Genomic DNA, 22,896 nt, shown 5'->3' with positions numbered 1-22,896 from the left:
TCTTTGTATTTATGTTTGTGGCTTTTGGCCAGCTAACTTAGTGAGCTCCCTGGGTTGATAAGTAGTAGTAATAAACCGGCATGGCGGCGAAAAGCAGCGGAATGATAACCGCGAACAGCCATGTGCCAATAAAGTAAACTACCGGGGTATATTTACGGTGCACCCAGCCCAGCGTACGGAACGCACTCTGGAAACCATGCAGCAGGTGAAATGCTACAGCACCCATGGCTATTACGTAAAATATAACGTAAATAAGGTTGCTGAAGCTGGTAGTAACACGTGCGTGCAGGTCTTTTACCCTAACAACTTCCACATTGTTTTCGGTTGATACCGAGTGGCTGAATTCGGCATTGGCCGGGGTGTAATCGCTAACTTTTGTTTCGCCTGTTGCCAGGTCGGTACGGTACTCCTTAAAGCCCATAGTTTTGTCGTTATGGTAACGGAACCAGAAATCGCCCATGTGGATAACGATGAACAGGAACAGGACTGAACCCAGCAGGCCCATGTTTTTTGATGACCATGAGGCATCAGATTTTGCCGCTACTGCATAACGTACAGGGCGGGCTTTACGGTTCTTGACAGTCAGGATCAAGCCGTATAGTGCATGCACTAAAATGGAAAGGTACAACAGGTATGCAATTACTTCAATAGGCGGAAAATGCGTAAGGAAGTTGGCATACACGTTAAAACTGAAACCGTCATCGTGTTTAAACAACAACAGGTTGCCGCCTACGTGCACAATTAAAAAGGTACACAGAAACAAGCCTGTTAAAGCCATGATCAGCTTTTTGCCCAGCGACGAGTTTAAGGTTTGTTTGAATTCGCTCATTATGAATTGGATTTGTTAGGCAAAAGTATTTATTAAATAACAAAACATAGAAGAGGTTTTGGCTTATTGAAGATCAAAAAACTATTTAGAATCAATCTAAAGCAATGCACTAGTATTCAATATACAAATACAATACTATGACGGGTAATTCATTGAAATAAAGAGGGTTTTACGAGTAAAAATCAGGCGATAGCCACAACCTTATCTTTAAGTACAGCAAAGATCCTGTCGTTTTGAAGGCTTCGGATTGCTACCCGCCCGGTAAATTTTCCGAATGACGGTAGTATTCCCTGCCTGCTGCCGAAGGCAAAACACGGCAGTGTGATGCTTTGACGTGCCCGACCGCTTAAGTTTACCCCAGGATGGATATGCCCACAGAAAACGTAACCTGCCTTTTCCTCCTTGTCATTGGCAAGCGGATGGTGCATCATCAGAAACGGCCCGATCAACAATTCGTCGTGCAGTTCGATATTCAGGTTATGGTAATGCTTATCTGCAATGATATCGTGATTGCCGCGGATCAGGATGATCTGTAACGCCGGGAACTGACTTCGCCAGAGAATGAACCAATCCCAGTCGTTGTTCAAGTCGCTGTGGAACAGATCGCCCAGGAAAATCAGTTTCTCCGGTTTGTGTTCGTAAATCAGATCGGAAAGTACGGCCAGGTCGCTTTGTTCCATATCCCGCGGTACTGCTATCCCGGCCTTACGAAAATGCCCAACCTTCCCCAAATGTACATCGGCAATTATCAGGGCGTTTTGCTGTTGCCAGTAAATTGCTTTTTGCGGAAGCAATAAAAGGTCCTGCCCCAGCAGGTTAAAAGGAGTAGCCGCACTTATCATTGAGGCAAAGTTAATAAATGCCCCCCTGCCCCCTGAAGGGGGAGCGAAAATATTTTTTTATCAGGGTGTAACCTGTTTAAAAAACGTGTGGTCATAGCTTACAAATACACCGCAATGGAGTATTTACAGAGAAAAAAAACAATATTACTTAATTAAAAAAACAAATATTATGGGACCTGGACAATTGGGCGTATTAGCCGGAATAATAATACCCCTCAGCTTATTCGCGATGATCTTCGGCATCGTTTACTTAAACAAACGGGAGAAATTAGCAATGATAGAACGAAACATGGATCCAAGGAGTTATAAACCACAATCGGCTCCGTATCAAAATTTAAAATGGGGCTTATTGCTCATCGGCTCAGGTATCGGTTTATTTTTAGCATATGTTTTAAACCGCAGCGTATTCAATAGCTTTGACGATGATGTTTTCTTTTTATATGTAGCGCTGATAGCTATATTCGGAGGGGCGGGCTTGTTTTTATCATACCGCATCGAAAAAAAGGAAGTGCTGGATAAAGAAGAATTGTACAAAGAGAAATAGGACATTCATTACGTCCCCCTTCCGCCCCTGGGCAAACCACAGAGCTTAGACTTACGAAGTAAAAACTTCGTAAGTCTTTATTTTTAAACGCCTTGTCTTCTCCTCACTAAAAGGGAGAACTTCCCGATTTGTTACGATGCGTAATATAAATACCTTACCCTATCCCGTACCGCTCTTTAAATAAATTTAGGTGATGGCGCTCATGCCCGGCCAGCATAAATACAAATGCCGCAACAGTAAACAAATGGTTGCTGGCAATACCGTTACGATTTAGCTGCTCATCGCTGAATGCTTTAATCATATAAAGGTTAGCCTGGCGCAATGCACGGAACTCTTCGGCAAGGTCTTTTATATTTTGACTGTTAAAATCGGTATTATTAACATAAATATCCTGGTCAAAACCCGGCAGTTCGATATGATTGCGCGAAAACACCAGGGCACGATAGGCAAAGGTGCGTTCGGTATCAATCATATGGCCCAGTGCCTGCTTAACTGTCCATTTCCCAGGGGCATAAGTATACAGTCCCTGTTCGTCGGTTAGGCTGTTGAATAGCTGGTAGCTGCTCTCCATTTGCTGCTCAAGCATGTTAATTACATCATTGTCGCCAACAAGCCCCACATATCCCGCTGCAAATGGCGAATAATCACCTGGTTTTGGTTTTGTTATCATTTCGCGTATTTTTTAGTACAATCCTAAAAGTTGTTCCTTTACCTACTTCCGAATCTTTTACAAAAACCTGCCCGTTATGGTAGTTCTCCATGATCCGTTTGGTGAGCGATAAACCCAGCCCCCAGCCTCGTTTACGGGTAGTATAGCCAGGCTGAAAAACAGTATCAAACTTTGAACGGGGGATGCCTTTGCCGGTATCTGTAATGTCAATAAAAATCTGGTTCTTAACCTTGTTGCCGCTAATTTCAACCTTGATGCTACCCTTGCCCTCAATGGCGTTAACGGCATTTTTTAACAAATTTTCCAATACCCAGTCAAACAACGGAATATTGAGCCCGGCTTTGAGGTGCGGGTTACCTGTCATTTCAAAGCTGATGTTTTTGCTTACACGAACTTTAAAATAATCAACAAAATCTTTCACTACAGCATAAACGCCGTGCTCCTCCAGTACCGGCTTGGAACCGATCTTTGAAAAACGGTCGGCTACAATTTCCAGCCGCTTTACGTCGTTTTCCATTTCCGCCATCAGAACATCGTCTTCGGCGTTGAATTTCTCCTTCATCAACTCTATCCAGGCCATGAGGGATGATATTGGTGTACCCAGCTGATGCGCGGTTTCTTTGGCCAAGCCAACCCAAACCTGGTCCTGCTCTGATTTGCGCGACGAGCTAAAGGCCGTATACGCCATCAACAAAAATATGGCAATTACTGTAAGCTGGATATATGGAAATAAACGAAGTTGCGTAAGTAGTGCCGAGTCTTTATAATAAACATAATTATCATCGCCCAACACTTTAAACTTTATAGGCGGGTGCTGGCCTTTCATATAATTAAGCTCTTCCTTAAAATAGGCCGGATCATATTTTTTCTTTTTATACTCAGCTTCCAGCTTAGTATAAGCTTTGGTAGTATCCAATCCGCGCTGTAAAATGATCTCTCCTTTTTCATCGGTAATAATAGCAGGCACGGTTAAGCTATCACGTACAGCAATTACATAATTGAAAAAATCGTCATCGTCTGAGTTTAGTAACTGCCTCATGCTCATCGCCCAAACCTGCGCGCGGGTGCGCTCAGATTTTGAAATGTTACGTACCAGGTAACTGGTATAAAATAATGAACCGCTGGCAATTACTACTGCAAAGGCAAGGAGCAAATATTTCCAACGTTTTTTCTGTTGATATGGGTTCATGCTGGGCACAGCCCAAATAACGTAAAATTGCTTTGTAAAATATAATTTTTGTTGGGAGGGAGATATCCGGAAGTCGGAAAGTCCGCAAGTCCGCAGATTGATCTGGTAAAAGTTCGGATTTTACTTTCGGGCAGACTTTTAAACTCCTAATCTTTCGGACTCGCGGACTTTCCGACTTCCGGACTTATAAACTATCTTTGCCCCCATCATGACCGATAAAAAAGTAAGAGTCCGTTTTGCGCCGAGCCCTACAGGTGGTTTACACCTTGGCGGTGTGCGCACTGTGTTGTTCAATTATTTATTCGCCAAAAAGCATGGAGGCGATTTTGTTTTGCGAATTGAGGATACCGACCAGACCCGCTACGTGGAAGGTGCCGAAGAATATATTTTAGACTGCCTGAAATGGTGCGGCCTTCACCCCGATGAAAGCCCGGTTGCCGGCGGTCCTTACGCCCCGTACCGCCAAAGCGAACGTAAACCACTTTACCGCGAATATGCCGAACGCCTGGTGATGGAAGGCCATGCCTATTACGCCTTTGATACTGCCGAGGAGCTGGACAAGAACCGGAAGGAAATCCCCAATTTTCAGTATGGCCTGGCCTATCGCCATACCTTAAGAAACTCGCTTTCATTGCCTCAGCACGAGGTTGATGCATTACTTGCTGCCGGAACGCCACACGTGATCCGCATCAAAATGCCGGAGGGTGAAACGATAAGTTTTAATGACATGATCCGCGGGTATGTGAGCTTTGAAACCGGTCTGGTTGATGATAAGGTATTGTTAAAAGCCGATGGTATGCCTACTTACCATTTGGCTGTTGTGGTTGATGATTTCCTGATGAAGATCACTCACGCTTTTCGCGGCGAAGAGTGGTTGCCTTCGGCCCCGGTACATTTGCTGCTTTGGGAGTATTTGGGCTGGAAGGCCGACATGCCCCAATGGGCACACCTGCCGCTGATTTTGAAACCCGATGGACATGGTAAATTGAGTAAGCGCGATGGTGCACGTTTAGGTTTCCCGGTATATGCCATGAACTGGTTTGATGCAAAATCAGGCGAGTTAACTCCAGGTTTCCGCGAGCTTGGTTTTTTACCCGAAGCATTCCTGAACCTGCTGGCTACTTTGGGCTGGAACGATGGTACCGAACAGGAAATTTTTACGCTTGATGAACTGATCGAAAAATTTTCGATAGAGCGGGTAAATAAATCGGGCGCTAAGTTTGATTTTGAGAAGGCCAAATGGTTCAATGCCGAGTGGATTAAGAAGTCTGAAATCGAAAGTCTGAAGTCGGATGTTATAAGAGTATTTGCTGATAAAGGAGTTACCATTGAGGACGACGACCATCTTGGAAAAGTTATTGGTTTGATCAAAGATCGTTGCGTGTTATTACCTGATTTTTATCAGCAGGCAGGTTTCTTCTTTGAGCAGCCAAAGGAATATGATCTTAACGCCGTAAAACCCAAATGGACAGATGCCAAAACAGAATTTTACCGCGAGTTCATTGCTTTACTAAATAATGAAGCAGCTATTGATGCGCATGACCTCGAAACTAAATTCAAAGCCCTTGCCGAAGAAAAAGGATTAAAGGTTGGCGACGTGATGCTGCCTTTCCGCATTATGCTGGTTGGCGGCAAGTTTGGCCCACATGTGTTTGATATTGTTGCGTTGCTTGGTAAAGAAGAGACTATCAGCAGGATTGAAAAGGCGCTTGTAGAGTTCGCTGCCCCCCCCGCCCCCTAAAGGGGGTGCTTACTTACGTTGGCTCTTTCTGGGCATCAACAACTTATGTCATTGCGACGCTTGCTCACAATGACATAAGTATTTTAAACCTCTAAACTCACCAGCTTTTCAGCTTCCAGAACGGGGATAGCTGTAGTCAAATCAACCTGTAAACAAAACTCAATATCTTTTTCAATGCCTAATTTTTTCAGGCGCTCGCCGTGAGAGGTTTTCTTGAGATAAACATTGATATCGTTTTTACCAACCTGGAAAAGATCATTGGCGGCTATCGCGGCATCGTCCAGTGCAAATCCTTTATCTTTTAACTGCTCAATTACGGCACCGGCGAACAGGGTATCCTCCAAATTAAAATTGTTTTTCCAGCCGGCGCATACCAGCAGCACGTTTTCGTTTTGGGTGTTAAGCCAGTTGCTTAAAGCGGTAAGGTTCAGGAACGAACCAATAACAATTTTTTTTGCGCTGCGCGACAGATGAAGCGCATGCGTGCCGTTGGTAGTGGTTAACACAATTGTTTTACCAGCTACTTTTTCTTTAGTGTATGAAAATGGCGAGTTGCCAAAATCAAAACCCTCAACTACCGATCCGTCGCGTTCGGCGGCAAGAAGGTAATCCAGCCCTTTCTCTCTATACGCGGCACACTCCTCAACTTGTGATACCGGTATAATAGCCTCAGCACCGTTTTCAATACCATAACATATAGATGATGTTGCCCTGAAAATATCAATAACCACTACAATGTAGTCTTCCACATTAAAAAGCGGCAGTAATGCCGGGGTTAGGCAAACGTGTGCCCCCCGGCCTCCGTTAGCTAACGGAGGAGTTTGGATATTGATATTTTCAGACATTTTTGAATTTAAATTAATGAATAATAACAGAGAGATAAAAAGCCGGGGCTGCGCGATTCCCCTCTTGAGAGGGGCGGAGGAGTGTGTTACGCATTAATGAATAAATATCGCATAACACACCCCTGCTCTCGCTCTTTCCTTCGCGGCCCCTTTCAAGAGGGGAGTTTGAAAGCGTCCCCCCTTCAGGGGGTTAGGGGGCTTTATAAAAAGGAGGCTTTACAATCTGTGCCTTAATTTTATTATCCCTGATACTGATAAAGATCTCGGTACCTTCTTTGGCGAAAGCGGTATCTACATAGCCCATACCAATAGCTTTTTGTAAAGATGGTGATTGCGTACCCGAGGTTACTTTACCTATAGTATTGCCATCGGCATCAACGATAACATAATCATGGCGGGGGATACCGCGATCTATCATTTCAAAGCCTACCAGTTTGCGGTTTACGCCCGCTTGTTTTTGGGCTTGCAGCGCCTCGGCATTGGTAAATTCTTTATTGAATTTGGTTACCCAACCCAAACCAGCTTCAAGTGGTGAAGTGGTATCATCTATGTCGTTACCATAAAGGCAAAAGCCCATTTCCAGGCGTAAAGTATCGCGGGCACCTAAGCCAATTGGCTTAATGCCGAATGGTTCGCCTGCTTTGAAAATAGCATCCCAGATCTGTTCGGCATATTGATTTTCAAAATAGATCTCAAAACCACCTGCACCGGTATAGCCGGTGGCTGATATCAACACGTTGTCGACACCTGCAAATGTGCCTTTTTTAAAGGTGTAATATTCCATGGATACCAGATCAACCTCAGTTAGGCTTTGCAAGGCTTCAGCAGCTTTAGGGCCCTGGATAGCCAGCAGTGATGTACGGTCGGATATGTTTTTCATATCCACGCCGTTGGTATTGTATTTGGAGATCCAGTCCCAGTCTTTTTCAATATTTGAGGCATTAACCACCAGCATATAGGTTTTTTCGTCGATCCGGTAAACCAGCAGATCGTCAACAATACCACCGTTTTCATTCGGCACGCATGAGTACTGCACTTTGCCATCGTATAATTTTGAGGCGTCGTTACTGGTAACCCGCTGAATCAGATCAAGCGCGTTCTCACCTTTTAAAATGAATTCGCCCATGTGGCTTACGTCAAAAACACCAACGGCCTTACGCACGGTTTCGTGTTCGGCGTTAATGCCAACGTATTGAACGGGCATGTTGTAACCGGCAAATGGAACCATTTTGGCGCCGGTTTTTACGTGGATATCGGTTAATGCGGTATTCTTCATTGTCAACTTAAATAATGGCCGCAAAGGTAACTATTCTGAAGCGTAATCAGTATCGCTGATTAGTTTTGATCGCGTTGATTTTAAATCGTATTGAAAACAAAACGACGGCTTTGTTCCCTCCGGGCCCTCTGCAAGTTTAAGTTAATCCACAAAATTCACCAACCTGAATTTCAACACGAGGCACCTACGGAGCCGGAAAATATGCTCTTTCTGTCTTGTCCTGAAATGAGTTTACACAAAAATAAACTACATGGAAAAGATCATTATTGATGGAAAAGGACATTATTCACTTGAATTTAAGCATTCAGTTATCAAAGAGTATTTGGCTGGCAGTGTTAGTCAAAAGGCGTTGTTGAGGAAATATGATATCAAGATACATAGTGGCATAACGCGTTGGATGCAGAAGTTAGGTTATGCAGAAGTTTCGGAAAAAGACAGATATTTGTCATCAGTAAAACCACTATCCTTGCCCGCAAAGAAGCCCCATAAAGATCCGCCTACAGGTGCCTTGTCGCAAGAACAACAACGCATCAAAGAACTCGAACGTCAGCTTGAAGATGAGCAGCTTCGCAGTGAAATGTACAAGCGTATGATCGAGATTGCTGAACGTGATCTTAATATTCCTATCCGAAAAAAGTCGGATACCAAGTGATCCATGAGATGAAAGACATGTATACAAGGATCAGCCTTGTACGATTATGTCGGTTACTTGGTATTACCCGTCAGGCCTATTATCAGCACTTTTGGCAACAAGAAGCATCTGGAATAGAGGATACACTTATATTGCAGGAGGTTGTCAGCATTCGCCAAGACCACCGGGCAATGGGTGGCAGGAAGCTTTATGAAAAGCTGCACCCTTTTTTGCTTGATCATGGCATTAAAATGGGACGGGATGCACTGTTCGACCTGTTGTCAGCTAATGGACTGTTAGTAAAGAAACGCCGCAGGCGGCATGTGACGACCTGGTCGGGTCACCGGTTCAACAGATGGCCGAATATCATACGCAGCCTGGAGGTCGTCAGGCCTAACCAACTGTGGGTAAGCGATATCACCTACTGGAAAGTAAAAGAAGAACATTTGTACATCAGTTTGATAACGGACGCTTATTCGCACAAAGTAGTTGGCTATCATTTGGCTGATACCTTAGAAACGATCGAAACGATACAGGCCTTGAAAATGGCTTTAAAAGACCTGCCTGAACAATTGCCGGAGGCACTTATACATCACTCGGACCGGGGAGTGCAATATTGCACAGAAAGCTATGTAAAGCTATTACAGGACAGATACATCAAGATCAGTATGACCGAGAACGGTGACCCATTAGAGAATGCCGTTGCTGAACGAATGAACGGCATTCTTAAAGAAGAATATCTTAAGCATCACCGGCCTGAGAATAAGCAACAAGCAAAACAATTACTGGATAGAGCTATCGAGTTGTATAACAAACACCGGCCACACTTCAGTATCGGTCTGCTAACGCCCCAACATGTGCATGATAAAAGCTTGCTACCTCAAAAATTGTGGAAGAACTATTATCGCAAAAACACTAACATTGTAAACGTATCACAGGACATCACTACACTTGTAAATACATAACAGGACTATCTCATAAAATGTAAACTTTTTTTAGGACGAGACAGCGCACATTTGGATTCATGTTTCTTCAGAGGCTCTTGCAGAGGACCTTGAAGGGCACCGATATCAGCGGACTGAAAACAACAAAGCCGGTTAACGCGACGTTAACCGGCTTCAGCTATAAGTTAGCTGCTTTATACTTTTTTAAGCGTTTCCATCAGCACCGGAATTTTTGGTACTTTGGGGTACGACTGAAATAATTTACCGTACTTGTTATAAATGGCTATATATGGGGTGGTTTGCACACTGTAAAACTTTTGCACCAGGTACGTATAACCTTCGGTACCGATGGTGATGTTATGGTACTTGGCCAGGTCAAAATCGCGCTGAAAGGTTTGGATCCCTTTAAGCATAGGCATAAAGGTGATCATCACAATCTGCACATCTTTTAACTTGGGCAGCTCGGGTTTCAGATCATACATCAGGTGCTGGCAATGGCTGCAATCGGGCGAAAAATAGATCACCATTACCGGTTTGTTTTTTTTCAGATTGGCAGGAGTAACGTAAACACTGTCTGTAGTGAGGATGTGATAGGGCGGTAAGCCCGAGTTGACAGGTGGCGTTTGTGCCTGGCTGCAACCTGTGGCAATAATCAGACAAAGCAGCAAATACAGTTTCTTCATTATTTTAATTAGCATTTAATAAGCATAGTTACAACATTTTTAGCTTTCAAGCAATTCAATTTGCCAGGCAACATGCTCTTCAGTTACCGGGAATAACGCATTTTCGCGCACGGTATGATACACCGCATTAAATATGCCATTATAATTACCTTTTGGTGACTTTATCCACTCCACGGTTTTCTGTCCGTCGGCACCCACCAATACCAGTTTACCGTCGCTGCCTTCGGGTTCAATGCCAAAGCCTTTGTCGGTTGGCATCATATCAGCATCAAGCTGGGCTTCCTGTACATCGGTACGCATTTTAACAAAGCTGCCCAGCGTGCCGTGTACTACAAAACCGTAGGTGTGCTCGGCTATTAACAATCCCGAGGTTAAATAAACATTAAGCTGGTTAGGGTATTTGAGATGGATGTTGAAATAATCGTCAACCTGTGATCCTGGCCGGTGCGTAGCAGTGGTTTTTTCATAGCTCAGCGGCCTGCCGAAAATACTGATCGCATTATCAACCAAATGCGCACCAAGATCATAAGTAAGGCCACCGCCCGGAATGCCCGCCGTTTCCTTGAATTGTTTTGCACCGATGTCCATGCGGTACCTGTCCAGCCTGAAATGGACCTCGATCAATTCCCCTAACCTGCCGCTTTCAATCACCTCCTTTACCGAAAGGAAACCGCTGTCATAACGGCGGTTTTGGTAGATCATCACTTTCAGATCGAGCTTTTTACCCAGGTCAAACAAGGCTTTTACCTCGCTTGAGGTTACGGCTGCAGGCTTCTCGATCAGTACATGCTTACCTGCATTTAGCGCTTGCACGGCATAATCAAAGTGGGTGTTGTTAGGAGTGTTAACGACAATAAGCTCTATTTCATCGTCGTTAAGCAACTGGTTGATGTTATCGTAGCTGATCACATCTGGATATTTTTTGCCGGCTTTTTTTTCATGGCGCTCAACCACGGCCTTAAAAGTAAAGCCCGGATTGGTAATTAAAAACGGGGCGTGAAAAATCCGTCCCGACATTCCGTAGGCCATGAGGCCGGTTACTATTGGTTTCGACATATTAAAGTAGATTTTGCTGTGTTAAAAGTATCGTTTTAGCCACATACGTACAAGGGGATAAAACAGAAAAAGGGAGATTGTTACATCTCCCTTTTCCGGTGTGAATTAATCAATAGCTGATTACTTCATACCTTTTTGAATAGTCTCAATTTCGGCCAAATGGTGTTGGATAACAGGTAATGTTTTAGCTGCAAAGGCTTTAAGGTCGGCATCTTTGCAGTTTTTTGATGCATCTTCAAACAGTGATTCAACTTTTTTATGCCCTTTAACCATCGCATCAACATAGTCCTTGTCAAAATCAGCGCCTGATTTGGCTGCCAGGTCGGCTTTCATTTTCTGATGCTCATCATCAGGTGCCGATGGCAGGGTAATGTTTTTAGTTTTGGCTATGGCCATTAGTTCGTCGTTTGCTTTGCTGTGGTCGGTAACCATCATTTTAGCAAAATCTTTTACTTTGGCATTGGTTGCCTTTTCGCTGGCCAGCTGGCCAACAGCAACTTCGGCTAAGCCGGCATTGGCTGCTTCAGTTGCAAATTTTGCATCATCGGCAGTAACGGCAATGCCTGTTGCACCGGTAGTAGTAGTGTCTTTTACTTTGTTGGCGCTGTCGGCAGTATCTGTTGTTGCTGCCGCTGTGCTATCGCCGCTGCCGCTTTTTGCTCCGCCATTACAGGCCTGGAATGATAATGCCGCCAGGGCCATCATTGCAATTAAACTTAACTTTTTCATAGTAGTGTTTTATGTATTTGTTTTTACAGTTAACATTTTTTAGTTAATTAAGTTTGATTTTCTTATTTGTAAAATAAAAAGCGAAAGGTAATTGGAATGCCGTTTATTAATATTTAGTTTTTAATAAATATTTAACATTTGTTTAAAAGCACTTTTATAAGTTGTGGTTTATAATAACGCGACTAAATTATACCTGATATGTTAATAGGATCATTGTTTTTGGGCAAAGTGCATGAGGTTAACGGGCAGTGGATAGAGACCAAATTTGTGGTTATTGGCATTCCGCTGTTCCCAACCAGTTCCATGCTGGTAACCCGGTCGGCCTGGCGAAGCCGCAACGGGTTTAATATTCCGCTGAACCACCAAAGCATCATTGCAGGCTACGCGCGCATGTTTTCGCTTATTACCGCTTTTATTGCTTTTATATTATTTTTTATTGAACGCAATTCAACCGCCTCTGTAATAGGGGGAGCGGGTTTGTTGCTATGGCTGTACTTTTATTTTGTATTTGGCAGTGCCGATACAGCCGAAGCCGAGGAACGCAAAAAAATGGGCGACTTAACCGGCCTTTATATCAAACCCGAATGGCTTGATCATGATGATGCCTGCAGGATATATGAGCGTCTTGAAAAAAAGTACCGGGCAGAGTTTGATGGCGCCGACTGGCTTACCGATCTGCAGCAAAATGAAATTGCACCGGCCAAACTGCCGCTGCTGTATGCCTTATCGCGGTTCAATTATTCGTTAGGGGCTACCGAGGCTAATAAGAAATTATTTGAAAAAGCCGATAGTTTATATCTGTGATACAGGTTTTTGCGTTTTATTTGCTTAAACCTTGCTTATTATGAAAAACCTGATCATTGCTTTAACGCTGTTGCTAATAGCAGGCAGTTCATTCGCGCAACAAAAGTTTAACCCTGTTTTAAAGAAGCAGCTTGACAGTGTGCTGGCGCTTGATCAAAAATACCGGGATACCCTTACCTGGCTGATGACACCAGGCAAGAGCGATTCTGTATTAAAGGCAATATCCATGTCTTCCGGCAGGGCAATGTCGCATTATTGGGGGCTTCAAAATCGTATTGATTCGGCTAATGTTGTTTTTGTTGAACAATTATTCAAAAAATACAGTTACCCCGGCAAAACACTTGTTGGCGAACCAACCAACGAGGCTGCATGGTACGTAATCCAGCACTCGCCTAAAATAAATCAGTACATGCCCCTCATGAAAACCGCTGCCGAGAATAAAGAATTGCCCTTTAGGCTGTATGCCATGATGCTTGATCGTCAGTTAATGAACGAAGGGAAGGAGCAGATCTATGGTTCGCAGGCTACATCAAAGCCATTGCGTAACGGGCAAAAAGTTGGCTATTATGTTTGGCCAATAAAGGATGCCGCTACTGTGAATGAGCGTCGTAAACAGGCCGGCTTTGATCAAACCGTTGAAGAGAACGCCAAAAGATTAGGGATTGATTATAAAGTGGTAAAAATTGAGGATGTGAAGTGATTGTCCTTTAAATATTGATTGACATTTTCCCGGGGAATTCACGGGTTTTGGCTGGCCCGGGTTATTTAGGAGGAAAAATAAACCGGATAAAACTTCGTGCCATCCCGATAAAAACGATAGCCCAGGCTGCCATCGATAAATAGATAAAACCGTTTGAGATGTGCATAACAAACGGGAGACCAAGTACTTTTGAAAAATTAAAAGTGGCTACCGTATACATCCCTGCCGGAAACACCAGCGACCAATACTGCGGATCATATTTGAGCGGCACCCGCTGTAAAATATGCCGCCATACAGGAAGCAAAAATAGTATAGGAAGCCACCAGGTAGCAAAGGCCCAAAACAAAACTGTAAAGCCGGGTAAAAAATACTGAATACCTGCTATCCATTCATGGGTACGGGCGTAAATCAGCAAACGTGAACCTGCCAGCGTGGTTATGGCAACTGCTCCCATATTTATCCAATAAGGCGGAGTAAGTAATTCGGCTTTCATGCTCAAAAAAAGCCAGCGGTATATAATCAGGGAAATAAATACCATGTAATGCATGCCTCCTATTAAAAAAGCGCAAAATGAAATAAAAATCACCACATCGCGGCAGGCCATTTGGCCGGCAATTAATGCGCCCAACACAGCAACAGATTCGGTTGCAACTACAATAAGCAGCCAGGCGCCGCTTAAGCTTGCTTCCACACCTTGCTTTGGTTCTTTAGCCGTAATCACAATAAAAAAAGTGTAGGTGATCAGTATCCATAACGCTATGCCCAGCCACCATAAAAATACAGCCACCTCCTGATGATTGGTCATTAAAGCAAACTGGTTGCCCAAAACATTATTAGCGGCAACCATGGTTAAAAAAGTTACACCGCGCGATGAGCTGGTGATATCTTTCCAAACAGCCGTTGGATATTTAAAAACCCGCAGAAAGAAAATCACCCATAACACGATGTAAAAACCAATATTCGCTGCAAACAGGGTATTGGCAATGATGGGCATATGGTATAAAAAAGCGCCGATGGAAACTATGCCTGTTGCCATTACCAATGCAAAATAACCCGGAAAAAAGGATTGGAGCGAATGGCCTGTGATGGGCTCGCCTGGTTTTGACAATGGCGGATGTTGTTCTATTACTTTCAATATGTGGTTTATATATAATGGTTATGGCGTTTAAGCCATTGCATTTGGTATTATTAATTAATAAAGATCCACAAATTATTAATTACCTTTAACAGTGTTGTAATACTTTAAATAATATGTAAGTTTTTACGTAACTATTTACACCTACCTCATATGTTTACCAATTTTAACGCAGCGGAACAAGCGGTTCATTTCCCGGCAGACAGAAGATTATTTTTAGGAATTAAGCCTTATATATTTGTTATTACCGGTGCTTTGTTACTGGCCACGGTTGGCGTTGCATGGATGCAGTATCTTACATGGGGACTGCCCGCCGATCCATCCGCTTCTTTCCTCCCGGTTACCGAAGCCGACCCAAAAGGCTTCCCCTGGTGGTTATGCCTGAGCCATTGGGTTAACTTTTTCTTTTTGATTATTATCATCAGAAGCGGACTTTCCATCCTGGCAGACCACCCGCGTTTGTACTGGAATAATGATTGTACGCCCAATTCTGAATGGATCAAATTCACCCCCTTAAAAATACCCGATAATAACCTTTGGACAGCAAAAGATGAAGCCCGCTATTTAAGTCCGGTTGTTGGCCTGCCGGGTTACCGGCACACCGTAGGCCTTGCCCGTTGCTGGCATTTTATCAATGTTCCGTTTTTCCTTTTAAATGGCGTGGTATTTACCATACTGCTTTTTACCACCAATCAATGGAAACGGCTTGTACCTGTATCATGGCAGATCCTGCCCGATTCATGGAACGTATTTGTGCACTACGCCACCCTGAATATGCCGGTTGAGCCAAACGGGTTTTATCATTATAATGCGCTTCAGCAACTCTCTTATTTTGGGGTGGTATTTATACTTGCACCGATAGCCATGCTTAGCGGTATGGCCATGTCACCGGCTATTGAAAATCGTTTTCACTGGCTGCCAAAGCTTTTCGGGAACAGGCAGGGTGCCCGTTCTGTTCATTTTTTAGTAATGCTTGGCTACCTGGCGTTCATTGTAATCCACGTGAGTATGGTTGCGGCGACAGGACTTGTCCGCAACATGAACCACATCATCAACGGAACAGATAATCCCACAGATACTTCAGGGCTTTACATTGGTTTAGGCTTTATATTGTTTATCATAGCATTTGGTTTTTTAGCGCACTGGCTATCCTGGAAAAGGCCCCGTTTGCTGCAAAAGGCAGAAGCCGCCATTAACGGAACGCTTTGGAAACTATCTATCAATAAGTTTAAACCCCATATTTATTATCAGCCAAAAGATATATCACCCTACTTTTGGGCAAACGGAAAAATACCCAATTCTGAAGAATGGCACACACTGGCTGCTGATGGGTTTAAAGATTATAAGCTTAAAGTTGGCGGACTGGTTGATAACCCGGTAGAGCTATCTCTTACGGACTTGATTGAGCTTGGCAAGGAGCAAAACATCACCATGCACCATTGTATCCAGGGATGGTCGGGCATTGCAGAGTGGGGCGGTGTACCTATAAAGGCACTTGTTGAGTTGGTTAGGCCACACGCAAATGTTACAACGGTGGTTTTTTATTCATTTGGAGAAGGCCTATATGGCGGAACCTACTATGACACCCATACGCTGGATAATTGCATGAAGCCGGCATCGATTCTGGCCTGGGAAATGAATTACGAGCCACTTACCCCAGCTTACGGCGCTCCGCTCAGGCTCAGGATAGAGAATCAGATAGGGTATAAAATGGTAAAATGGATTGCCCGTGTTGATTTTGTGGAGAGCCACGAAACAATTGGCAAAGGCTTCGGCGGTAAAAATGAAGATGACGAATATTTTGATTTGATTGCAAATACATAGAAGATTAATTGAACGGAATTCGCGTTAGATTGCAGCGGATACCGGCCCACGAGCGTAATGCCTGCGGGCGTATGAGCGGAAAGCCCGGCCGGAGGCAACGCCCATGTCCGAACCGTGATTTTTAGGATTTTGGGATTGTCCGGATTTTTGTGCTTGTCTTCGCGCCGTTGTTGGTGATGACAACACAACCACTGTTCGGAATATTTTCTAATTCCCTCGTGCCGTTGTTGGTGTTGTCACCAACAACTTTTCTTAACTACAATCATGATATCTTCCATTTGCTAACGCAATTGCTTGACGCAGAGTTGTTGGTGACAACACCAACAACGGGCGAGAACGCCAACCAAAAGCTTAACCCCGGTTCAGAATAATTTTTCTCCTATCAAAAAGTTTACACCCTACATTCCCCCGCATCATATAAAAACATAACTTTGCCCCTGCAAAATTTAATACCATGAGTTTCAGAACCGAACACGATACCATGGGCGAGGTACAGGTACCTGCCGACAAATACTGGGGAGCGCAAACCGAACGCTCACGCAATAATTTTAAAATTGGTCCGGAGGCATCAATGCCAAAGGAAATTATCGACGCTTTCGCATACCTGAAAAAGGCTGCCGCTTTTACCAATACCGATTTAGGCGTATTACCTGAAGAAAAGCGCGACCTGATAGCACAGGTTTGCGACGAGATCCTGGCCGGGCAGCTGGCTTCGGAGTTTCCGCTGGTGATCTGGCAAACTGGCTCGGGCACACAATCAAACATGAACGTGAACGAGGTGGTTGCTAACCGTGCGCACGTATTACAAGGCAATAAACTGGGCGAAGGTAAAACCTTCATCCACCCAAATGATGATGTGAACAAATCACAATCATCAAACGACACCTATCCAACCGCTATGCACATAGCGGCTTACAAGATCCTGATTGATGTAACCATCCCGGGCATCGAGAAACTGCGCGATACTTTGCAGGCTAAGGTTGAAGCTTTTAAATCGGTAGTGAAAATCGGTCGTACCCACCTGATGGATGCTACCCCACTCACTTTAGGCCAGGAATTTTCAGGTTATGTATCACAGCTTAACCACGGCTTAAAAGCATTGCGTAACACGCTTGACCATCTTTCAGAACTTGCCCTTGGCGGTACTGCTGTTGGTACAGGGATCAATACACCTAAAGGTTATGATGTTAAAGTTGCTGAGTACATTGCTCAGTTTACCGGCTTGCCATTCATCACTGCCGAAAATAAATTTGAAGCGCTTGCCGCTCACGATGCTATTGTTGAAAGTCATGGCGCACTGAAACAAATTGCGGTTTCATTAATGAAAATTGCTAACGATATCAGGATGCTGGCCTCTGGTCCGCGTTCGGGTATTGGCGAGATCCATATCCCGGATAACGAGCCTGGTTCATCAATTATGCCGGGTAAAGTTAACCCAACCCAAAACGAAGCTGTTACCATGGTAGCCGCACAGGTTATGGGTAATGATGTGGCTATTTCGATAGGCGGCTCAAACGGTCATTACGAATTGAACGTGTTTAAACCGGTTATGGCGGCCAACTTCCTGCAATCGGCAAGGTTAATTGGGGATGCTTGTGTGTCGTTCAATGATCATTGCGCTGTAGGTATTGAGCCAAATTACGAAGGCATCAAAAAACACCTCGAAAATTCATTGATGCTGGTAACCGCGCTTAACCCGCACATCGGTTACGAAAACGCGGCAAAAATTGCTAAAACAGCTCTGAAAAACGGCAGCTCACTACGTGAAGCAGCTATTGGCTTAGGCTTACTAACCAACGAGCAGTTTGACGAGTGGGTACGCCCCGAAAATATGATAGGCAGTTTAAAATAGGCCTCACCCCAACCCCTCTCCGGATGGAGAGGGGCTTTTTAATGCATACAGTTTATGCCAAAACGCTTTAATTTGCGCTATCTCTCAATGACTAAGGCTTTAAGCCTTATGCCGTCGGCGTTCAAAAAGGCCTTTCGCCTTTCGCCTTTTGCCTTTCACCTTCCAACTTTCAGTTTAAAAAACACCTTTCGCCTTTTACCTTTCGCCTTTTGCCTTATAATGGTAGCCTCCTGTACCCGTAACCCCGATATGCAGGAACCGGGGGATAGTAAACTACAGGGCGAATGGAAACAGGATAGCGTGCCTGCGCAGAAAAGCCTGGTAACATATTCGCTATATGATATCAAATTCAGCTGCGATTCATTTCTTTTGAAGATTAGTACCGTTAGCAAGGTTAACTACGGAGCCGATACTTGCATGAGCAAAGGGCATTGGGATGAATATATTCGCGGAACATACTCGCAAAGGCAGGATACGCTGCATATCAAAGGGCAGTTTTGCAATGCTGATGGCTCCTATAAAAATGAACAGGGCTGTTTCAGGTTTGGCGACTATGAAGAATATTTTAAAGTTCACCGCAAAGGCGATTCGCTCATCAGGTTTGTAAGTACATCCAACGTAATACCCATTAACGCGCATCTGATAAAAAGAACAAGCTGTATTCCAAAACCATTGTAATGAAAACACAAACCTTAAAAAAACTTTTACTGCTGGTGGCGATATTTTATATCCCGCTGCAAAGTATGGCCTGGGGCACCAACGGTCACCGCATTTGCGGCCAGATTGCCGATAGCTACCTTACCCCCAAAGCCCGCAAAGCCATACAGGCTATTTTAGGCGATGAAAGCATCGCCATCACCAGCAACTGGGCCGATTTTATTAAATCAGACCCGGCCTACAATTACCTGTATAACTGGCATTTTATTAACCTGGAAAAAGCTTACAGCTATCCGGACCTGCAGGCTTATTTAAAGGCCGATACGATTACCGATGCTTATACCAAAATGAATTTCCTGGTGGCCGAACTTAAAAAGAAAACTACTACCAAAACCAACAAGCTGCTTTACCTGCGCATGCTGATCCATATTGTGGAGGATGTACACCAGCCGCTACACACCGGTCACCTGAGCGATAAAGGCGGTAATGATGTAAAAGTACAATGGTTTGGTAAAGACAGTAACCTGCACTCGGTTTGGGACAGCGAGCTGATTGACCTTCAGCAATTAAGCTACACCGAGTACACCGCCATGATAAACCACACAACAGCTGCTCAGCGCACCGAGTTACAAAAAGCGCCAATGAGCCAGTGGATATACGAAAGCAACCAGCTGGCTGATAAACTATATGCCGAAACTAAAACCGGCGATAAACTTGGTTACAAATATAACTTTAACCATATAGCTACTCTTAATCAGCAAATGGTAAAAGCCGGCGTACGTTTGGCCGGTGTATTGAATCAGATTTTTGGTTGATTTTTTGAGTGAGTGGTTTATTGGGTTGATTAAGTGAGTGGTTGCATACCAGTCGGCTTTCAACGCGGAAAACCACTCACTTAATCCAACCACTCACCTAATCAACCAACACATGAAAATACTAATGGTATGCCTCGGCAACATCTGCCGTTCGCCGCTGGCCGAAGGGATCATGCAGCACCTGGCAGACGAAAATGGTCTGGGCTGGGATGTTGATTCGGCAGGTACGGGTAGATGGCATATAGGCGAAGCTCCCGACAGGCGTTCGATCCGCGCCGCACGCAACCATGGCATTGATATCAGTAAACAGGTTTGTCGCCAGTTTAAACGAAGCGACTTTGACGATTTTGACCACATCTTTGTAATGGATCGCAATAATTTGAGCGATGTGCTTGATATGGCCCGCAACGAAGAACAGGCCGCTAAAGTAAAGCTCCTTTTAGGCGATAAGGTAGTGCCCGATCCTTACTATGACGACAACCAGTTTGAACCGGTTTTTGAATTGATTGAAAACGGTTGTAAGGATATTATTAAAGAGTTACACCCCCCTCTAAATCTCCCCCGGCGGGGAGACTTTAATAAACGCTTTTAAGCCCTCCCTTTCGGGGAGGGTTGGGTGGGGTTCTTTACCCGAAAAAACGGCACATCCTCACCATACCAAAATACAATCCCCTCACGCACAAATCCTGCTTTGATCAGCACCCTTTGTGATGCCGCGTTTTGGGGATGGGTAACTGCGCAAACCTCTTTTAAGCCAACTTTATTTAATCCATAATTGATCAGCGCTTCGGCCAATTCGGTGGCGATGCCCTGGCCCCAATATTTGAGGTGCAGGCGGTAGCCCAGCTCAATGCGGCTTTTGTCAAAATCGCTGGGTTTGAGGGCGCAAACACCTATAAAATCGTTATCGGCGATATTAAATACTCCCCATCTGCCCAGGCCCGATCCGTTTTGGTATTCTTTCAGCGTGTCTTTAAATACCTGTTTGCTCTCTTGCGGAGTACGTTTCTTTACGTATTGAGTAAGGCGGTCATCGGCATCGATCAGGGTAGAGAGTTCTTCATCTTCGGCTGTAAATTCGCGGATCAGTAAGCGCGGCGTTTTAGTGATAATATTCATAGGTGTTCAAAAATAAATTTTTGAATTGATTGTAAAGGTAACATGAGTGTCATTAAAGAGTTGCGCCTTGATTTATATTTCCCTTTAACCGCAGGGAATAACCAGGGAAATGGCTTTTAATCGCACGCAGATTAAGAAACGATAAACGAAAAATCTTCGCACTAATTTTTACGTATTAATCGAATTACACGAATTTCAAATTGACATCAATAAAAAATTCGTGTAATTCGATTAATTGTGTCCGATTTGAAAATCAATTCGTGTAAAAATTTTTCACCCCCATTTATTCATAGGTCTGACCATTTTAATGCGTTTGCACCGAGCGAATAAACCCTAAAACCCTCATTTACCGTTAAATTTTTATACCTTGCATAATTTACTTATAAGATATAGTGACTTTCCAGGATTTTAAATTTAACGAGCAATTATTTGAAGGTGTAGAGAGTATGGGTTTCCTGAACCCTACACCCATACAGGCCATGGCTATCCCAACCATTATGGAGGGGCGCGACCTGATTGCATGCGCTCAAACCGGTACAGGTAAAACCGGCGCTTATTTGCTGCCTGTTTTAAACAGCATCAGCAAAACCAATAAACACCATACCAGTGCCCTGATCCTTGCCCCAACCCGCGAACTTGCCCAGCAAATAGATCAGCAGGTTGAAGGCCTTGCCTATTTTACAGGCATCAGCTCTATTGCTGTTTTTGGCGGCGGCGATGGTATTGTTTACGAACAGCAGCGCCGTGGCATTCAAAACAATGTAAATATTATCGTAGCTACTCCCGGCAGGCTTATCGCCCACCTTACATCGGGTGTGCTGAAGCTCAATCATCTTACCCACCTGGTACTTGATGAAGCCGACCGCATGCTGGATATGGGTTTTTCGGATGATATTATGAAGATCATCAGCTACCTGCCTAAAGAAAGGCAAACGCTGTTGTTTTCGGCCACCATGCCGGGCCGTATCCGTTCATTGGCCAAAGCTATTTTGAAGGATCCGGAGCAGATCAATATCGCTATTTCGCAGCCGGCTGTAGGTATCGACCAGCAGGTTTACCGGGTGCATGATCAGCAAAAAACGCCGCTGGTACAGCACATCCTGAAAGATTCGGCATTTACAAGCATCATCATCTTTGCATCTCGCAAGGAAATTGTTAAAGCGTTATACAAAGAATTGAAGGCCATCAAGATCAACGCCATGTCCTTCCACTCCGACCTGGAGCAGAAAGAGCGCGAAGAGATCCTCCTTAAATTCAAAAACAAACAATTACCGGTTATCATCGGTACCGATGCCCTTTCGCGCGGTATTGATGTTGAGGGGATTGACCTGGTAATTAACTACGATGTTCCCGGCGATCCGGAAGATTATATCCACCGTATCGGTCGTACGGCCCGTGCTGCCACAACCGGTACTGCCATTACTTTTGTTAATCACCGCGACGAGCGCAAGCTTAAGAACATCGAAAAGCTGATAGAAAAACCTATTAAGCTGATGGATCTTCCCGATGAATTGGCTGCAATACAGCCCGTTAAATCTGAACTGGCACAGGGAGATGCTAAAAGAAAGCCCAACCGTCGCTGGGGAAAAAAGAAACCGAAACAACAGAATACGGGTAATTAAAAGATTTTCACGAATACTTTTAAGTTGAACACAATTTAATCGAATTACACGAATTAACAGGAGTTATATTGGCGAATTGATTTTAATTAGTAGCTCACAGCAGGGAAATCGCTATTTAAAATAGTTCGATCTGTTTTACTAAAGCCCATCTGAAAATTTCTACACGAATGCTTTGCAAACCATTCACAATTAATCGAATTACACGAATTTTTTATTTAATTTAAGATTCGTGTAATTCGATTAATTGGTAAAAATTCGTGTAAAAATTTTTCTATCTGCATGTGGTTAAAAGCGATTTCTCTGTAGCTCGCTGTCTAATCCCGATAATCTCAAATTCGTGTAATTCGCTTCAATTCGAATAAATTAGTGCACCATTACTAAAACGTTTT

Annotated in this window: 23 protein-coding genes; 12 read left to right on the top strand and 11 right to left on the bottom strand. The window is 44.0% G+C overall.

Going from position 1 to position 22,896, the window contains the following annotated elements:
* Window positions 1–37: 37 nt before the first annotated feature.
* Entirely contained in the window at window positions 38–829 is a 792-nt protein-coding gene (locus SNE26_RS26335; RefSeq protein WP_321556822.1) for a succinate dehydrogenase cytochrome b subunit, read from the bottom strand.
* 182 nt (window positions 830–1,011) lie between these two features.
* The gene (gene pdeM, locus SNE26_RS26330; RefSeq protein WP_321556821.1) at window positions 1,012–1,671 is read right to left on the bottom strand and encodes a ligase-associated DNA damage response endonuclease PdeM; all 660 of its coding nucleotides are present in this window, start codon (window positions 1,669–1,671) and stop codon (window positions 1,012–1,014) included.
* A gap of 169 nt (window positions 1,672–1,840) precedes the next feature.
* Between pdeM and SNE26_RS26325 the strand changes: the two genes are divergently transcribed.
* Entirely contained in the window at window positions 1,841–2,215 is a 375-nt protein-coding gene (locus SNE26_RS26325; protein ID WP_321556820.1) for a DUF6249 domain-containing protein, read from the top strand.
* Between the two features lie 154 nt (window positions 2,216–2,369).
* Here the strand turns inward: SNE26_RS26325 and SNE26_RS26320 are convergent, their stop codons facing one another.
* Together SNE26_RS26320 and SNE26_RS26315 are read right to left on the bottom strand one after the other, a co-directional pair.
* The gene (locus tag SNE26_RS26320; RefSeq protein WP_321556819.1) at window positions 2,370–2,885 is read right to left on the bottom strand and encodes a DinB family protein; all 516 of its coding nucleotides are present in this window, start codon (window positions 2,883–2,885) and stop codon (window positions 2,370–2,372) included.
* The gene (locus SNE26_RS26315; RefSeq protein WP_321556818.1) at window positions 2,860–4,074 is read right to left on the bottom strand and encodes a HAMP domain-containing sensor histidine kinase; all 1,215 of its coding nucleotides are present in this window, start codon (window positions 4,072–4,074) and stop codon (window positions 2,860–2,862) included. Before SNE26_RS26315 ends, SNE26_RS26320 begins: the two co-directional genes overlap by 26 nt.
* Window positions 4,075–4,282: 208 nt before the next feature.
* Between SNE26_RS26315 and gltX the strand changes: the two genes are divergently transcribed.
* Complete coding sequence (gene gltX, locus SNE26_RS26310; protein ID WP_321556817.1) at window positions 4,283–5,815, top strand: glutamate--tRNA ligase; 1,533 nt, start codon at window positions 4,283–4,285, stop codon at window positions 5,813–5,815.
* An 83-nt stretch (window positions 5,816–5,898) separates the two neighbouring features.
* Here gltX and SNE26_RS26305 read toward each other — a convergent pair whose 3' ends face one another.
* Both SNE26_RS26305 and gcvT read right to left on the bottom strand, forming a co-directional pair.
* Complete coding sequence (locus tag SNE26_RS26305; protein ID WP_321556816.1) at window positions 5,899–6,660, bottom strand: 2-phosphosulfolactate phosphatase; 762 nt, start codon at window positions 6,658–6,660, stop codon at window positions 5,899–5,901.
* Window positions 6,661–6,850: 190 nt separating this feature from the next.
* On the bottom strand, window positions 6,851–7,936 hold the full coding sequence (gene gcvT / locus SNE26_RS26300; protein ID WP_321556815.1) for a glycine cleavage system aminomethyltransferase GcvT: 1,086 nt from the start codon (window positions 7,934–7,936) through the stop codon (window positions 6,851–6,853).
* A 250-nt stretch (window positions 7,937–8,186) separates the two neighbouring features.
* Here gcvT and SNE26_RS26295 point away from each other — a divergent pair, with 250 nt between their 5' ends.
* Both SNE26_RS26295 and SNE26_RS26290 read left to right on the top strand, forming a co-directional pair.
* The gene (locus SNE26_RS26295) at window positions 8,187–8,588 is read left to right on the top strand and encodes a hypothetical protein (RefSeq protein WP_321555051.1); all 402 of its coding nucleotides are present in this window, start codon (window positions 8,187–8,189) and stop codon (window positions 8,586–8,588) included.
* Between the two features lie 8 nt (window positions 8,589–8,596).
* Entirely contained in the window at window positions 8,597–9,532 is a 936-nt protein-coding gene (locus SNE26_RS26290; protein ID WP_321554647.1) for an IS3 family transposase, read from the top strand.
* 173 nt (window positions 9,533–9,705) lie between these two features.
* Here SNE26_RS26290 and SNE26_RS26285 read toward each other — a convergent pair whose 3' ends face one another.
* The 3 genes from SNE26_RS26285 to SNE26_RS26275 form a co-directional block, all read right to left on the bottom strand.
* A complete protein-coding gene (locus SNE26_RS26285) occupies window positions 9,706–10,194 on the bottom strand; it encodes a hypothetical protein (RefSeq protein ID WP_321556814.1) in 489 nt (162 codons plus the stop codon).
* A 39-nt stretch (window positions 10,195–10,233) separates the two neighbouring features.
* Entirely contained in the window at window positions 10,234–11,250 is a 1,017-nt protein-coding gene (locus tag SNE26_RS26280; RefSeq protein WP_321556813.1) for a Gfo/Idh/MocA family oxidoreductase, read from the bottom strand.
* 120 nt (window positions 11,251–11,370) lie between these two features.
* Entirely contained in the window at window positions 11,371–11,979 is a 609-nt protein-coding gene (locus tag SNE26_RS26275) for a DUF4142 domain-containing protein (RefSeq protein ID WP_321556812.1), read from the bottom strand.
* A 198-nt stretch (window positions 11,980–12,177) separates the two neighbouring features.
* Between SNE26_RS26275 and SNE26_RS26270 the strand changes: the two genes are divergently transcribed.
* Both SNE26_RS26270 and SNE26_RS26265 read left to right on the top strand, forming a co-directional pair.
* Complete coding sequence (locus tag SNE26_RS26270) at window positions 12,178–12,783, top strand: hypothetical protein (protein WP_321556811.1); 606 nt, start codon at window positions 12,178–12,180, stop codon at window positions 12,781–12,783.
* A 40-nt stretch (window positions 12,784–12,823) separates the two neighbouring features.
* Entirely contained in the window at window positions 12,824–13,483 is a 660-nt protein-coding gene (locus SNE26_RS26265) for a DUF6624 domain-containing protein (RefSeq protein ID WP_321556810.1), read from the top strand.
* Between the two features lie 61 nt (window positions 13,484–13,544).
* On the opposite strand, the gene SNE26_RS26260 is transcribed toward SNE26_RS26265, so the two are convergent.
* Entirely contained in the window at window positions 13,545–14,618 is a 1,074-nt protein-coding gene (locus tag SNE26_RS26260) for a tellurite resistance/C4-dicarboxylate transporter family protein (protein WP_321556809.1), read from the bottom strand.
* 153 nt (window positions 14,619–14,771) lie between these two features.
* Between SNE26_RS26260 and SNE26_RS26255 the strand changes: the two genes are divergently transcribed.
* From SNE26_RS26255 to SNE26_RS26235, 5 genes are all read left to right on the top strand, one after another.
* The gene (locus SNE26_RS26255) at window positions 14,772–16,442 is read left to right on the top strand and encodes a molybdopterin-dependent oxidoreductase (protein ID WP_321556808.1); all 1,671 of its coding nucleotides are present in this window, start codon (window positions 14,772–14,774) and stop codon (window positions 16,440–16,442) included.
* A 454-nt stretch (window positions 16,443–16,896) separates the two neighbouring features.
* Window positions 16,897–18,294 carry a class II fumarate hydratase gene (gene fumC / locus SNE26_RS26250; protein WP_321556807.1) on the top strand — a complete coding sequence of 466 codons (1,398 nt, stop codon included), beginning with the start codon at window positions 16,897–16,899 and terminating at the stop codon, window positions 18,292–18,294.
* An 87-nt stretch (window positions 18,295–18,381) separates the two neighbouring features.
* The gene (locus SNE26_RS26245; protein WP_321556806.1) at window positions 18,382–18,972 is read left to right on the top strand and encodes a fumarate hydratase; all 591 of its coding nucleotides are present in this window, start codon (window positions 18,382–18,384) and stop codon (window positions 18,970–18,972) included.
* On the top strand, window positions 18,972–19,766 hold the full coding sequence (locus tag SNE26_RS26240; RefSeq protein WP_321556805.1) for a S1/P1 nuclease: 795 nt from the start codon (window positions 18,972–18,974) through the stop codon (window positions 19,764–19,766). Before SNE26_RS26245 ends, SNE26_RS26240 begins: the two co-directional genes overlap by 1 nt.
* A 112-nt stretch (window positions 19,767–19,878) precedes the next feature.
* Window positions 19,879–20,358, top strand: a complete 480-nt coding sequence (locus tag SNE26_RS26235; RefSeq protein ID WP_321556804.1) for a low molecular weight protein-tyrosine-phosphatase — start codon at window positions 19,879–19,881, stop codon at window positions 20,356–20,358.
* Here the strand turns inward: SNE26_RS26235 and SNE26_RS26230 are convergent.
* Window positions 20,355–20,885, bottom strand: a complete 531-nt coding sequence (locus SNE26_RS26230; RefSeq protein WP_321556803.1) for a GNAT family N-acetyltransferase — start codon at window positions 20,883–20,885, stop codon at window positions 20,355–20,357. The genes SNE26_RS26235 and SNE26_RS26230 overlap by 4 nt on opposite strands.
* 392 nt (window positions 20,886–21,277) lie before the next feature.
* Between SNE26_RS26230 and SNE26_RS26225 the strand changes: the two genes are divergently transcribed.
* Entirely contained in the window at window positions 21,278–22,507 is a 1,230-nt protein-coding gene (locus tag SNE26_RS26225; RefSeq protein ID WP_321556802.1) for a DEAD/DEAH box helicase, read from the top strand.
* Window positions 22,508–22,896: the final 389 nt, after the last annotated feature.

It is taken from the genome of Mucilaginibacter sp. cycad4, from assembly GCF_034263275.1.
GTDB lineage: Bacteria > Bacteroidota > Bacteroidia > Sphingobacteriales > Sphingobacteriaceae > Mucilaginibacter.
This window is presented reverse-complemented; position numbering and strand designations above follow the sequence as displayed.